Source organism: Pseudomonas sp. 10(2024), from assembly GCF_045164175.1.
GTDB classification, from domain to species: domain Bacteria; phylum Pseudomonadota; class Gammaproteobacteria; order Pseudomonadales; family Pseudomonadaceae; genus Aquipseudomonas; species Aquipseudomonas alloputida.
Genome location: NZ_CP174006.1, coordinates 4,506,368 through 4,520,180, shown reverse-complemented (window position 1 = coordinate 4,520,180; position 13,813 = coordinate 4,506,368). Strand labels below are relative to the sequence as shown.

Annotated in this window: 14 protein-coding genes and 1 riboswitch; of the genes, 11 read left to right on the top strand and 3 right to left on the bottom strand. The window is 64.5% G+C overall.

What is annotated here, in order from left to right; genetic code table 11:
* Positions 1-166 precede the first annotated feature (166 nt).
* Genes ACI7M0_RS20450 through purM form a run of 3 tightly spaced genes read right to left on the bottom strand, consistent with a single transcriptional unit; the run spans position 167 to position 2,597 of the window.
* On the bottom strand, positions 167-877 hold the full coding sequence (locus tag ACI7M0_RS20450) for a DUF3108 domain-containing protein (protein WP_010952720.1): 711 nt from the start codon (positions 875-877) through the stop codon (positions 167-169).
* Positions 878-885: 8 nt separating this feature from the next.
* A complete protein-coding gene (gene purN, locus ACI7M0_RS20445) occupies positions 886-1,539 on the bottom strand; it encodes a phosphoribosylglycinamide formyltransferase (protein ID WP_129933116.1) in 654 nt (217 codons plus the stop codon).
* Positions 1,539-2,597, bottom strand: coding sequence for a phosphoribosylformylglycinamidine cyclo-ligase (gene purM, locus ACI7M0_RS20440; protein ID WP_003252437.1), 1,059 nt, complete (start codon positions 2,595-2,597; stop codon positions 1,539-1,541). The genes purN and purM overlap by 1 nt, the downstream gene beginning before the upstream one ends.
* 320 nt (positions 2,598-2,917) lie before the next feature.
* Here purM and ACI7M0_RS20435 point away from each other — a divergent pair, with 320 nt between their 5' ends.
* From ACI7M0_RS20435 to ACI7M0_RS20385, 11 genes are all read left to right on the top strand, one after another.
* Positions 2,918-3,985: a DUF2066 domain-containing protein gene (locus ACI7M0_RS20435; RefSeq protein WP_104962415.1), complete on the top strand. Its 1,068-nt coding sequence runs from the start codon at positions 2,918-2,920 to the stop codon at positions 3,983-3,985.
* A 12-nt stretch (positions 3,986-3,997) separates the two neighbouring features.
* Positions 3,998-5,071: an AI-2E family transporter gene (locus ACI7M0_RS20430; protein ID WP_010952723.1), complete on the top strand. Its 1,074-nt coding sequence runs from the start codon at positions 3,998-4,000 to the stop codon at positions 5,069-5,071.
* A gap of 239 nt (positions 5,072-5,310) precedes the next feature.
* Positions 5,311-6,018, top strand: coding sequence for a DnaA regulatory inactivator Hda (gene hda / locus ACI7M0_RS20425; RefSeq protein WP_003252443.1), 708 nt, complete (start codon positions 5,311-5,313; stop codon positions 6,016-6,018).
* Between the two features lie 127 nt (positions 6,019-6,145).
* Positions 6,146-6,784, top strand: coding sequence for a C40 family peptidase (locus tag ACI7M0_RS20420; protein ID WP_129933118.1), 639 nt, complete (start codon positions 6,146-6,148; stop codon positions 6,782-6,784).
* 141 nt (positions 6,785-6,925) lie between these two features.
* Positions 6,926-7,459, top strand: coding sequence for a C40 family peptidase (locus tag ACI7M0_RS20415; RefSeq protein WP_129933120.1), 534 nt, complete (start codon positions 6,926-6,928; stop codon positions 7,457-7,459).
* Positions 7,460-7,580: 121 nt separating this feature from the next.
* Positions 7,581-7,802, top strand: a riboswitch (cobalamin riboswitch).
* 119 nt (positions 7,803-7,921) lie between these two features.
* Positions 7,922-8,533 carry a cob(I)yrinic acid a,c-diamide adenosyltransferase gene (gene cobO / locus ACI7M0_RS20410; protein ID WP_003252448.1) on the top strand — a complete coding sequence of 204 codons (612 nt, stop codon included), beginning with the start codon at positions 7,922-7,924 and terminating at the stop codon, positions 8,531-8,533.
* Positions 8,530-9,825, top strand: a complete 1,296-nt coding sequence (locus ACI7M0_RS20405) for a cobyrinate a,c-diamide synthase (RefSeq protein WP_129933122.1) — start codon at positions 8,530-8,532, stop codon at positions 9,823-9,825. The genes cobO and ACI7M0_RS20405 overlap by 4 nt, the downstream gene beginning before the upstream one ends.
* On the top strand, positions 9,822-10,472 hold the full coding sequence (gene bluB, locus ACI7M0_RS20400; protein ID WP_129933124.1) for a 5,6-dimethylbenzimidazole synthase: 651 nt from the start codon (positions 9,822-9,824) through the stop codon (positions 10,470-10,472). The genes ACI7M0_RS20405 and bluB overlap by 4 nt, the downstream gene beginning before the upstream one ends.
* On the top strand, positions 10,469-11,377 hold the full coding sequence (gene cbiB / locus ACI7M0_RS20395; RefSeq protein ID WP_121162092.1) for an adenosylcobinamide-phosphate synthase CbiB: 909 nt from the start codon (positions 10,469-10,471) through the stop codon (positions 11,375-11,377). The genes bluB and cbiB overlap by 4 nt, the downstream gene beginning before the upstream one ends.
* Positions 11,370-12,362, top strand: coding sequence for a threonine-phosphate decarboxylase CobD (cobD, locus tag ACI7M0_RS20390; RefSeq protein WP_129933126.1), 993 nt, complete (start codon positions 11,370-11,372; stop codon positions 12,360-12,362). The genes cbiB and cobD overlap by 8 nt, the downstream gene beginning before the upstream one ends.
* A complete protein-coding gene (locus ACI7M0_RS20385) occupies positions 12,359-13,813 on the top strand; it encodes a cobyric acid synthase (protein WP_129933128.1) in 1,455 nt (484 codons plus the stop codon). Before cobD ends, ACI7M0_RS20385 begins: the two co-directional genes overlap by 4 nt.

Below are 13,813 nucleotides of genomic sequence, written 5' to 3'. Positions count from 1 at the left end.
GTGTGTCGCACGTCTTCTTTATAGAGTTTGTTAGCAGACTAAGTAAGTAAAACAGGCATGAAACAAGTTTCATGAAGCTCGAAGGGATGCTGCCTGGGTGGGCTTTTTCGCAGCAAAGAAAAGCCCCGCACTGGGCGGGGCTTCAGGTATTGCAGGCAGTGCGCGATCAGTTGCCCTTCACCGGCTTGCCATCAACCGTGCCATCCTGCAGCACGATCACGTACTCCTTGCCATCGGTCTCTACCTGGCGCAGTTGCACCAGCAGGTAGTCCCAGTTCTTGGCAAACCACAGCTCGGTGATGCGCTTGCTCTGGCTGGGATCGCGCACGCGCTCGACCTTCACGGCATCGACCTGGCCGGTCTTGGTGGTGACCTTTTCGGTGCCCAGCACGCGGAAGTCGTAGGTGTCGATCTCGTCGCCGTCGACCACCTGGTAGGTCATGCTCTTCTTGCCTGCGGCCACGTCGTGCTGCAGGGCCAACTGGTAGGAGGATTTGTCCAGTACGCCGCGGTTCAGTGGCAGGCTGACAGCATCGCCACGGTCGCTGCCGGTGATCTTCTTGGTGCTCCAGTCGAAGTCAAGGTCGACCTTCTTGGCCTTGCCCAGGCCGCCGCGCTCGAAGTGATACTTCTGCGGCAGCAGGGTGTCGTTTTCCAGGCGCAGGGTGCTTTGCTCGGTCAGGCTGGCGATCATCATGGAAGCCTTGAAGTTAAGGTCCCAGGTACCGTTGGCATTTTTGACCAGGCTGCGCTCGGCGGTGCCGCTCATGGGCAGCTGCTTCCAGTCGGCGGTGTAGCTGGCCGAGAACGGCTTCAGATCAGCTGCCTGGAGGGGCAGGGCGAGCACGGCGAGAGCCAAGAGCAGGGCGCGACGCATAAATTCTCCTAGGATCGAATCAAGTGACCGCTGGCCGCCAGTGGCTGGCCGTCCAGTAATGCACCCTGTTCGCCAAGACGCAAGCGCCCTTCAGCGAACCAGCGCACCGCCAGTGGGTAGATCAGGTGTTCCTGATGGTGTACCCGCTGTGCCAGGCTTTCGACGGTGTCATCAGACGCCACCGGTACCACAGCCTGTACGACCAGTGGGCCGCCATCGAGTTCCTCAGTCACGAAGTGTACGCTGCAGCCATGCTCGGCGTCGCCAGCTTCCAATGCCCGGCGATGCGTATGCAGGCCCTTGTACTTGGGCAGCAGCGACGGGTGGATGTTGAGCAGGCGGCCCTGATAGTGGCGCACGAAGCCGCCACTGAGGATGCGCATGAAACCGGCCAGCACGACCAGGTCCGGGGCAAAGCCGTCGATGCGCGCCATCAGCGCGGCATCGAAGGCTTCACGGCCGTCGAACTGGGTGTGGTCGAGCACGACGCTGTCGATGCCGGCCGCTGCGGCGCGTTGCAGGCCGTAGGCATCGGCGCGGTTGGAAACCACCGCGCGGATACGCACCGGGCTGTCCTGCCCTTGGCAGCTGTCGATCAGGGCTTGCAGGTTGCTGCCGGAGCCCGACAGCAGTACCACTAAATTGCAGGTCTTGCTCGGCATCAGTGTGCCTTGAGGTTCTGCAGCTCGACCTGGGCAGCGCCTTCGGCGGCTTCGGCGATGTGGCCGATTACCCACGGTTGCTCACCGGCGGCGCGCAGTTCGTTCAGGGCGGCTTCGACCTGGTCCTGGGCCACGCAGATGACCATGCCCACGCCGCAGTTCAGTACGCGGTGCATTTCGTGCTCGTCGACGTTGCCTTTTTCCTGCAGGAAGTCGAACACCGCCGGGCGCTGCCAGCTGGCTACGTCAACCACGGCCTGGGCGTTTTTCGGCAGTACGCGCGGGATGTTGTCCAGTAGGCCGCCGCCGGTGATGTGGGCCATGGCCTTGACTGCGCCGGTGTTCTTGATCAGCTGCAGCAGCGGTTTGACGTAGATGCGGGTCGGCGCCATCAGCAGGTCGGTCAGCGGCTTGCCGTCCAGCTGGGTGTTCTCGATGTCGGTAGCCGACACTTCGAGGATCTTGCGGATCAGCGAGTAGCCGTTGGAGTGCGGGCCCGAGGACGGCAGGGCGATCAGCGCGTCACCGGTGGCAACCTTGGAGCCGTCGATGATTTCGGCCTTTTCCACCACGCCTACGCAGAAACCGGCCAGGTCGTAGTCTTCGCCTTCGTACATGCCAGGCATTTCGGCGGTTTCACCACCGACCAGCGAGCAGCCGGCCAGTTCGCAACCGGCGCCGATGCCGGTGACCACGGTGGCGGCCACGTCAACGTTCAGCTTGCCAGTGGCGTAGTAGTCGAGGAAGAACAGCGGCTCGGCGCCGCACACGACCAGGTCGTTGACGCACATGGCGACCAGGTCCTGGCCGATGCTGTCGTGCTTGTTCAGGTTCAGCGCCAGGCGCAGCTTGGTGCCGACGCCGTCGGTGCCGGAGACCAGCACCGGCTGCTTGTAGCCGGCCGGGATCTCGCAGAGGGCGCCGAAGCCGCCCAGGCCACCCATGACTTCAGGGCGTGCGGTGCGTTTTGCCACGCCCTTGATGCGTTCGACCAGTGCTTCGCCGGCGTCGATGTCTACACCGGCGTCCTTGTAGCTCAGGGAGGGTTGCTTGCTCATTGATCCAGGCCTTTAGGAGGGAGGGATTCTTAAAAACGACCATGACGGCCAAGGCCGGCTGATAAGCGGCGGCGGTCTGAAACGTCAGTGGTCTGTGAAGGCGCGCGATTTTATCAGGGTTGCCGGGCAGCGGCCATCCTCAGGCCGACGGGCAGGGCGGTAATTGTTGAAAAAAGCTGGAGGGTGGTTGATGCGGTTGCATGTGTATAAGCTGCAAGCAACGAGCTTTACGCTGCACGACAATGCAGCCCGGCGCTCGGCCTGCTTTTTCTTGCAGCTTGAAGCTTACGGCTTGAAGCTCGACTGGACAGGAATCCTCCATGCGTTTGTTCAATATTCTGGCAGCCGGTTGCCTGGCCCTGATCTCGGCCACTGCCCTGGCTGAAAATGTCTCCGGCCTTTATCAGGTGCGCGAGCCGGTCACCGGGCCGGGCGCCGAAGCCCGTACCGCGGCCACAGTCAAAGCCCTGGACACGTTGGTGCAGCGTCTGACCGGTGACCCAAAGGCCGTGCAGAGCCCTGCATTGGCCGAGCTGCGCAAGGACCCACAGCAAATCATCAACCAGGTGGGCAGCGAAGCCGGCCCGCCCGAGTCGGTAGTGGTCGAGTTCGACCCAGGTAGCACCGAGCGGGCCTTGCGCAAGGCTGGCCTGGCGCTGTGGGGCAGTAACCGGCCCTCGATACTGGGGTGGTGGTTGAACGACACGGTCGAGGGCAGCAACCTGGTCGGTGATGGCCAGGCCAGTGCCCAACCCCTGCGCCGCGCCGCCCAGCACCGTGGTCTGCCGTTGCGCTTGCCGCTGGCCGACTTGCAGGAGCAGCTGGTCGCCAATGCCAAGCAGATCGAAGGCAACGATCCAGCGCCACTGCGCGAAGCTTCCGAGCGCTACGGCGCCGATGCCTTGCTGGCGGTACATGCCCAGGAAGCCGACGGCAAGTGGCAGGGCAAGTGGCAGCTGTGGCTGGGCGACCAGCGTGAGCAGGGCACTGCCGAGGGCGCCGACCAGGCCGCCTTGGCTGACGCGGTGATGATGGCGGTAAGCAGCCGCCTGGCGCCGCGCTACGTTACCCGGCCGGGTGCCAGCAGCCAGTTGCAGGTGCAAGTGCAGGGCATGAACCTGCAGCGCTATGCCGAGCTGGCCCGCGTGCTGGAGCCCTATGGCCCACGCTTGCAGGCGGCTGAAGGCACTACCCTGACCTACGGGGTTACGGGCAATCGTGAACAGCTACGTGCCCAGCTTGGCCTGGCCAAACTGCAGGAAGTGCCGGTCGAGCAGGCACCGGCGGTGCCGGCCATGCCAGCACCGGCAGTGGATGCCGCAGCCGCGCAGCCCGCGCCTGCGCAGCCAGCACCCAAGCCGTTCGACGGCTTGCGTTTTCGCTGGTAAGGGGCGCTTGCCGTGACTGACATGCGTCGCTGGATCTGGCTGGGCGCAGCACTGCTGATCGCTGTGCTGCTTTATAGCCTGCACAATATTCTTACGCCGTTCCTGGTCGGCATCATGCTGGCCTACCTGGCCGACCCGCTGGTCGATCGTCTCGAGCGCCTGGGGCTTTCGCGTACCTGGGGTGTGGTGGTGGTGTTCGGCCTGTTCACCCTGTTGCTGTTGGCGTTGTTGCTGGTGCTTGTGCCGATGCTGGCCAAGCAGTTGGTGCGCCTGTACGAGTTGGCGCCGCAAATGCTCGACTGGCTGGAGCATGTTGCGCTGCCGTGGGTACAGGGCCGCCTTGGCCTGGCCGATGGTTTCTGGAAATTCGACAAGATCAAGGCCGCCATCGGCGCGCACATGGGGCAGACCACCGATATCGTCGGCATGCTGCTGTCCCAGGCCACTGCCTCAAGCCTGGCGTTGGTGGCCTGGTTGGCCAACATGGTGCTGATCCCGGTAGTGGGCTTTTATCTGCTGCGCGATTGGGACTTGATGATGGGCAAGCTGCGCGGCCTGCTGCCGCGCCAGCGCGAGCCGCAAGTGATGGGCCTGGCAGGTGAATGCCATGAAGTGCTGGGGGCATTCGTGCGCGGGCAACTGATGGTGATGCTGGCCCTGGGCGTCATCTATTCAGCCGGCCTGATGCTGGTGGGGCTCGAACTCGGTCTGCTGATCGGCATGCTTGCAGGCCTTGCGGCCATCGTGCCGTACATGGGCTTCATCATTGGCATTGGTGCCGCGCTGGTGGCCGGCCTGTTCCAGTTCGGTGGCGACCTGTACCCGATGCTGGGCATCGTTGCGGTGTTCATGGTCGGGCAGGCGCTGGAGGGTATGGTGCTGACCCCTCTGCTGGTGGGCGATCGCATCGGCCTGCATCCGGTTGCGGTGATCTTTGCCATCCTCGCCGGTGGTGAACTGTTCGGCTTCACCGGTGTGCTGCTGGCGCTGCCGGTGGCGGCGGTGATCATGGTGCTGCTGCGGCATGTGCATGACCTGTACAAGGAATCGGATATGTACGCCGGGAATATTGACCCGGAGCTTTGAACGCCCCGTGTTTCGTCTTGAGCTGTTTCGCGCCGGCGAAATCGAGCGCCGCCTCGCGGCGCCCGATCTCGCGGGCGCTGAGTATGGTTCGTCCTGCATCCGGCGCTCGCTTGTGCAGCGCAACTTGTTGATTTTGCTTGCCCTATCTGCAGTCGAGATTGTGCGCCCCGCGTTGCGGGTATAGACTTTGCAGATTGTTCACCAAAGGCCCCCAGCGGTCCCGTCGACCGCCCGCGAGCATGAAACCACCGATCCAGTTGCCCCTGGGTGTGCGCCTGCGCGATGACGCCACCTTCATCAACTACTATCCGGGCGCCAATGCTGCGGCATTGGGTTACGTCGAGCGGCTATGCGAAGCCGACGCCGGCTGGACCGAGAGCCTTATCTACCTGTGGGGCAAGCAGGGTGTTGGCCGTTCCCACCTGCTGCAGGCCGCCACCCATCGCTTCCAGCAACGTGGCGAGCCCGCTGTCTACCTGCCGCTGGCGCAATTGCTCGACCGTGGCGTGGAACTGCTCGACTACCTGGCCCAGTACGAACTGGTGTGCATCGACGATCTGCATGTGATCGCCGGCAAGGCGGATTGGGAAGAGGCCATGTTCCACCTGTTCAACCGCCTGCGCGACAGCGGCCGACGCTTGCTGCTGGCTGCCTCGGCATCACCGCGTGAGCTGCCGATCAAGCTGCCGGACCTGAAGTCGCGGTTGACCCTGGCGCTGGTGTTCCAGATGCGTGGCCTGTCCGACGAAGACAAGCTGCGCGCCTTGCAGCTGCGAGCTTCGCGCCGTGGCCTGCACCTGACCGACGAAGTCGGCCATTTCATCCTCACCCGCGGCGCGCGGAGCATGAGCGCGTTGTTCGACTTGCTAGAGCGCCTCGATCAGGCGTCGCTGCAGGCACAACGCAAGCTCACCATCCCTTTTCTCAAGGAAACCCTCGGCTGGTAACCCCCTGAAAACCCTGGGCCAGAGCGGTAAAACAAAAAAGTCACATCTTTTTCGATAAAATTTGCAAATGGCCATGATAGAGGGCATAGTTTCACCCTTCTAAAGGATTACAGACACGGTCGTGCCCATGCTGAAGCGCTTCGCACCCCTCGTGCCACTCGCACTCGTGACCCTGCTTTTTGGCTGCGCGGCCCAAGGCCCGGTATCTCAGCCCCAGGATCACACCCCGATCACTGCACAATCGGCTGTCAAGGCCAAGGCCTCTTCCTCGTCGGTATTCGGCGAGCCGGAAGAGCTGGCCACCGAAGATGACCTGGCGTCTTTCTCCGGCGGCAAGCCTTACCAATTGCCGGTTCTGGCTGACAGCATTCTCGAGCGCGGCATGTCGTTGATCGGCACCCGCTACCGCTTTGGTGGTACCTCGGAAAAGTCCGGCTTCGACTGCAGTGGCTTCATCGGTTACCTGTTCCGCGAAGAGGCGGGCATGACGCTGCCGCGCTCCACGCGTGAAATGATCAACGTCGATGCGCCGAAAGTGGCCCGCAACAAACTCAAGCCAGGTGACTTGCTGTTCTTCAGCACCAATGGCCGCGGCCGGGTAAGCCATGCCGGCATCTACCTGGGTGACAACCAGTTCATCCACTCCAGCAGCCGCCGCAGTGGTGGTGTGCGCATCGACAGCCTCGGTGATCGTTACTGGAGCAAGACCTTCATTGAAGCCAAGCGCGCCTTGGCCATGGCGCCGACCAGCATCGCGCGCAACTGATATCAAAATGATGTACCCTGCCGCGGCGGTGATGCTTTGAAAAAAAAGCTCACCGCCGTGCGCATTTACAGAAAGCGTCTAATCTAAATTCTCAACTCTTTTCGGCTGCAGCGCAGCGGTCTCAGACAGGATGTTCTGGCCATGGTAAAGATGGCGCGCTTCGCATTTCTCTCCTTGGCAGCCTTGCTGGCTGCATGCTCCAGCCGTGCGCCTGCGCCGGCCCCTGTGGTACAGCCGCAGGTTACCTATAGCCAGCCCAATCCTTCACCGATTGCCGATGACGTGCTGATTCGCGCCATTGGTCTGGTTGGCACGCCCTATCGTTGGGGGGGCAATACGCCGGACTCCGGCTTCGACTGCAGCGGCCTGATCAAGTATGTGTATCGTGATGCTGCTGGCATCAGCCTGCCGCGCTCGACGCGAGAGATGATCGTCATGCGCGCACCCACGGTGGATGCCAGTTCGCTGCAGTCCGGTGACCTGGTGTTCTTCGCCACCAGTGGCGGCTCGCAGGTCAGCCATGCCGGCATCTATGTCGGGGACGGGCGCTTCGTGCATGCACCTTCCACCGGTGGCACCGTGCGCCTGGACTACCTGTCGAACAGCTACTGGGCCAAGGCCTACCTGCAGGCCAAGCGGGTGATTCCGCAAGGGCATCTGGCACAGAACCCTTGATATCCATGCCTGTTTAGCGGCCCCTCGAGCTCGGGGCCGATACCGGCTGCCTGGATTCAAGGTGTTTTGCTCACCCGCCAGACCACCCGCTTCGATTGACGCTCCCGGTGCAACCCTCTAACCTTCGCGGCGTGTTTCAGGTGCCCTGCCAGCCCCGACTGGGCAGGGTGAAACTGGGAAGCCGGTGGGCGCCAGCATGGCGCGATTCCGGCGCTGCCCCCGCAACGGTGGATGAGTAAAAGGCCGCGCAGGGCCACTGGATGCCAGCATCCGGGAAGGCGCGCAGGCCAGGGCCAAGGCCCACTCACAAGCCCGGAGACCGGCCTGATACTGCCAACGGCATCACGGAGGGTGATGCGCGGTGCACCGTGGCGCCCAGCCATGGCCTCTGCGCGTTCTCCGTTTGCCTGCCTATTACCTGTCGCCGCGCATTGCCGTGGTGCCAGCCAGCGGAGAACCCTGATGAGCGATTCCACCGAACGCGACGAACGCCACCTGGCGCGCATGCAGCGCAAGAAGGCGGTCATCGACGAACGCATCGCCAATTCCCCTAACGAATGTGGCCTGCTGCTGGTGCTGACCGGCAATGGCAAGGGCAAGAGCAGTTCGGCCTTCGGCATGCTCGCGCGCGCCTTGGGCCACGGCATGCAATGCGGAGTGGTGCAGTTCATCAAGGGCCGCAACAGCACCGGCGAGGAGCTGTTCTTCCGTCGCTTCCCCGAACAGGTGCGCTACCACGTGATGGGCGAGGGCTTTACCTGGGAAACCCAGGACCGCCAGCGTGATATCGCTGCTGCGCAAGCCGCCTGGGCGGTGTCGCGCCAGTTGCTGCAGGACCCGGGTGTACAGTTCGTGGTGCTGGACGAGCTCAACATCGCCCTCAAACATGGTTACCTCGATCTGGACCAGGTACTGTCCGACATTCAGGCCCGCCCGCCCATGCAGCATGTGATTGTCACTGGCCGCGCTGCGAAGCCCGAGATGATCGAACTGGCCGACACCGTGACCGAAATGGGCATGCTCAAGCACGCCTTCCAGGCCGGTATCCGCGCACAGAAAGGCGTCGAACTGTGAGTCGATCGCGGCACTGCCCCGCCGTGTTGATCGCGGCGCCGGCCTCTGGCCAGGGCAAGACTACCGTCACTGCTGCGCTGGCCCGCCTGCACCGCAACCTCGGGCGCAAGGTGCGGGTGTTCAAATGCGGGCCCGACTTTCTTGACCCGATGATTCTCGAACGGGCCAGTGGCGCGCCGGTGTATCAGCTGGACCTGTGGATGATCGGTGCCGAGGAAAGCCGTCGTCTGCTGTGGGAAGCTGCTGGCGAGGCTGACCTGATCCTCATCGAAGGGGTGATGGGGCTGTTCGACGGTACCCCGTCAAGCGCCGACCTGGCGCGCCACTTTGGCGTGCCGGTGCTGGCGGTGATCGACGGCACAGCTATGGCCCAGACCTTCGGCGCCCTGGCCCTGGGCCTGGCGCGGTACCAGGCCGATCTGCCGTTCGCCGGCGTGCTGGCCAATCGGGTAGGCAGCCTGCGTCATGCGCAACTGCTCGAAGGCAGCCTGACCGAGGGCTTGCGCTGGTATGGCGGCTTGTCCCGCGAGCGCGGCATCGAGCTGCCCAGCCGCCACCTGGGCCTGGTGCAGGCCAGCGAGCTGAATGACCTGGACACCCGCCTGGACGCTGCCGCCGAAGCGCTGGGCGCCAGTTGCGATGCGGCGTTGCCGCCGCCAGTCAGCTTTGCCGAGCCGGAACCGCAAGCCTGCGTTGCCTCGCTGGCCGGTGTGCGCATTGGCGTGGCGCGGGACGAGGCGTTCGCCTTCATCTATGGCGCTAACCTCGACCTGTTGCGCAACCTGGGTGCCCAGCTGGTGTTCTTCTCGCCGCTGCACGACCACGAACTGCCGGCGGTAGACAGCCTGTATCTGCCGGGAGGTTATCCTGAGCTGCATCACCATGCGCTGGCCGCCAACGCACCGATGTGCGAGGCGATCCGCGCCCACCACGCGCAGGGCAAGCCATTGCTGGCCGAGTGCGGCGGCATGCTGTACCTGCTTGATGCCCTGACTGACGTGACCGGTGAACGTGCCGAACTGCTCGGCCTGCTGCCGGGTGAGGCGACCATGCAGAAGCGCCTGGCTGCCCTGGCGCTGCAGGCGGTGGAACTGCCGGAGGGGACCTTGCGCGGTCACACCTATCACCATTCGCTGACCAGCACTGCGCTGGAACCGATCGCCCGGGGTCTGAGCCCCAACGGCGGGCGTGGCAACGAGGCGGTTTATCGTCTGGGCCGGCTGACGGCCTCTTACGTGCACTTCTATTTCCCTTCCTGCCCGGATGCGGCGGCGGCGCTGTTGCGACCATGAATGATCACGCCTACAGCGACGCCGAGCGCGCCGCCATTTACCGGGTCATCGGCGAGCGCCGCGACATGCGCCATTTTGCGGGTGGCCAGGTGGCGCCCGAACTGCTTGGCCGCTTGTTGGCCGCCGCGCATCAGGCGCCCAGTGTCGGGCTTATGCAGCCGTGGCGCTTTATCCGCATCACCCAGCGTGAGCTGCGCGGGCGCATCCAGGCCTTGGTGGAGGCGGAGCGGGTACGCACGGCCGAGGCGTTGGGCGAGCGGTCCGATGCCTTCATGAAGTTGAAGGTGGAGGGCATAAACGATTGTGCCGAGCTGCTGGTGGCGGCCTTGATGGACAACCGCGAGCCACACATCTTCGGCCGCCGCACCCTGCCGGAGATGGACCTGGCCTCGCTGGCCTGTGCCATCCAGAACCTGTGGCTGGCCGCGCGTGGCGAAGGGCTGGGCATGGGCTGGGTGTCGCTGTTCGACCCGCTGGCGCTGGCCGCGCTGCTGGGCATGCCCGCCGGGGCCAAGCCGGTGGCGGTACTGTGCCTTGGGCCGGTCGCCGAGTTCTATCCGGTGCCGATGTTGGTGCAGGAAAGCTGGGCCGAAGAGCGGCCTCTGAGTGAAATGCTTTACGAAAACCAATGGGGAGAGCGTCAATGAGCGTGGCCTTGCTGACCGTGGCCGGGGTGGCCCTGGACGCTTTGCTGGGCGAACCACAGCGCCGTCACCCTTTGGTGGCGTTCGGCAATATGGCCGGCAACCTGGAGCGCCGCCTGAATGCGGGCGGGCGCGGCTGGCGCAGCCACGGCGTGAGCGCGTGGTTTCTGGCGGTGGTGCCGCTGACCTTGGTGGCGCTGGTCCTTTCGTGGCTGCCGTATATCGGCTGGCTGGTTGATGTGCTGGCGCTTTACTGCGCCGTGGGGCTGCGCAGCCTGGGCGAGCATGTGCTGCCGGTGGCTAACGCCTTGCGCCAGGGCGACCTGGCGGAGGCGCGGCGACGGGTTGGCTACCTGGTCAGCCGCGAAACGCGCGAACTGGACGAGCCCGCGGTGGCCCGAGCGGCGACCGAGTCGGTGCTGGAGAACGGCAGCGACGCAGTGTTCGCCGCGTTGTTCTGGTTTGTGGTGGCCGGTGCGCCAGGCGTGGTGCTGTACCGCCTGAGCAACACGCTGGATGCCATGTGGGGCTACCGTAACGAACGTTTCGAGCGCTTTGGCTGGTGCGCGGCGCGCATCGACGATGTGCTCAACTACATACCTGCAAGGCTGGTGGCCCTGACTTATGCCCTGTTGGGCAAGACCCGTCTGGCCCTGGCCTGCTGGCGCAAGCAGGGTCCGCTGTGGGACAGCCCCAACGCCGGGCCGGTGATGGCTGCCGGCGCCGGCGCGCTGGGCGTCGAGCTTGGTGGCCCGGCGGTGTACCACGGCGAACTGCATGAGCGGCCGCGTCTGGGCGAGGGGCCAGTGGCCGATGCCGATGCCATCGAGCGCGGCTGGCAGCTGGTGCAGCGCGGCGTGTGGCTGTGGCTGCTGGTGATCTGCCTGGGGGCCTATATCAATGCTTGAACATGGTGGCCGCCTGTTACGCGCGGTGCAGCAATACGGTATCCCCCGTGAGCAGTGGCTCGACCTGTCCAGCGGCATTGCGCCCTGGCCATTTCCTGTCCCGCCGATTCCCGTCGACGCCTGGGCCCGCCTGCCGGAAACCGAGGACGGCCTGGAGGACGCCGCGCGCTTGTATTACGGTGCCCGCCAGTTGCTGCCGGTAGCCGGCTCCCAGGCCGCGATCCAGGCCTTGCCACTGCTACGTCCAGCCGCTCGAGTAGGCGTGCTGACGCCGTGCTATGCCGAACACCCCTATGCCTGGCAACGGGCGGGGCATCAACTGCTGGCGCTGGATGAAGCGCAAGTCGAGGCTGCGCTCGACGGCCTCGATGTGCTGGTGCTGGTGAACCCCAACAACCCGACCGGCCAGCGGGTGTCGCGCGAACGCCTGCTGGCTTGGCATGCTCGCCTGGCTGCCCGCGGTGGCTGGCTGCTGGTCGACGAAGCATTCATGGACAACACCCCGGCGGACAGCGTGGTGGACTGCGCCGAACGCCCGGGACTGATTGTGCTGCGCTCGTTTGGCAAGTTCTTCGGCTTGGCCGGCGTGCGCCTGGGCTTCGTTGCCGCCGAACACAGCTTGCTGCTGCGCCTGGCCGAGCTGCTCGGACCCTGGACCGTCAACGGCCCGACCCGGGTGCTGGCCCAGGCCAGCCTGTCTGATGAGACTGCCCAGCGCGCGCAGGCCCAACGCTGTGCTGCTGCCAGCGAGCGGCTTGCGCACGTGTTGCGCAGTGCCGGCCTGGCGCCTAGTGGTGGCTGCGACCTGTTCCAGTACGTGCGTAGCGAGCATGCTGCGCGGCTGCATGAATTTCTCGCCCGGCGCGGCATCCTGGTACGGCTGTTCGAACAGCCAGCTGCCGTGCGCCTTGGGTTGCCTGCCTGCGCGGCGGACGAACAGCGCCTGGCCCAGGCCCTGGCGGCTTATCAGAAGGAAACGGCATGACGACCCTCATGGTGCAAGGCACCACCTCCGACGCAGGCAAGAGCACACTGGTGACCGCGTTGTGCCGCTGGCTGTTGCGCCAGGGCGTCGCTGTGGTGCCCTTCAAGCCACAGAACATGGCGCTGAACAGCGCGGTGACGGCTGATGGCGGTGAAATCGGCCGGGCCCAGGCGGTGCAGGCCCAGGCTTGCCGGCTACAACCGCACACCGACATGAACCCAGTGCTGCTCAAACCCAACAGCGACACCGGCGCCCAGGTCATCATCCACGGTCGCGCGGTCACCAGCATGAATGCAGTGGCCTACCACGACTATAAAACCACTGCCATGCAAGCGGTGCTGGCGTCTCACCAACGCCTGAGCGCCGCGTACCCGGTGGTCATGGTCGAGGGTGCGGGGTCGCCGGCAGAGATCAACCTGCGTGCCGGCGATATCGCCAACATGGGCTTTGCCGAAGCGGTGGACTGCCCGGTGATCCTGGTGGCCGACATCAACCGCGGTGGTGTGTTCGCCCATCTGGTGGGCACGCTGGAATTGCTGTCGACCACTGAACAGGCGCGGGTCAAAGGTTTTGTCATCAACCGCTTCCGTGGCGACATTGCTCTGCTGCAGCCAGGGCTGGACTGGCTGGAACAGCGCACCGGCAAACCGGTACTGGGCGTCCTGCCTTACGTTACCGACCTGCACCTGGAAGCCGAAGACGGCATCGATGTGCGCCAAGGCGTCAAGCACGAGCGAGTGCTAAAGGTGATCGTGCCAGTGCTGCCGCGCATCAGTAACCACACCGACTTCGACCCGCTGCGCCTGCACCCGCAGGTGGACTTGCAGTTCATTGGCCCGGGCCAGCCGATTCCGGCTGCCGACCTCATCATCTTGCCAGGCTCCAAGAGTGTGCGCGGCGACCTGGCACAACTGCGCGAGCGCGGTTGGGACAAGGCCATCGAGCGGCACCTGCGCTATGGCGGCAAGCTGATCGGTATTTGCGGTGGCCTGCAGATGCTGGGGCGGGAAGTGCATGACCCGCTGGGGCTGGAGGGGGCCGCAGGCTCGAGCCAGGGGCTCGGCCTGTTCGACTATGCCACGGTGCTCGAAGCCGAGAAGCAACTGCGCAATGTGGCCGGCACGCTGAGCCTTGAAGCGGCAACGGTAACCGGTTATGAAATTCATGCTGGCGTTACGACGGGGCCTGCGCTGGCGCAACCCGCGGTCCAACTGGCTGATGGCCGCCATGATGGTGCTGTCAGTGCCGATGGCCAGATCCTCGCCACCTACCTGCATGGCCTGTTCGAAGGCAGCCAGTCGTGTGCTGCGCTATTGCGCTGGGCCGGGCTGGAGGATGTGCAGGTTATCGACTACGAAGCGTTGCGCGAACACGACATCGAGCGCCTGGCCGATCTGGTGGAAAAGCACCTGGACACCGCGCAGTTGCGCCAACTGTATGGGGTAGCCTGA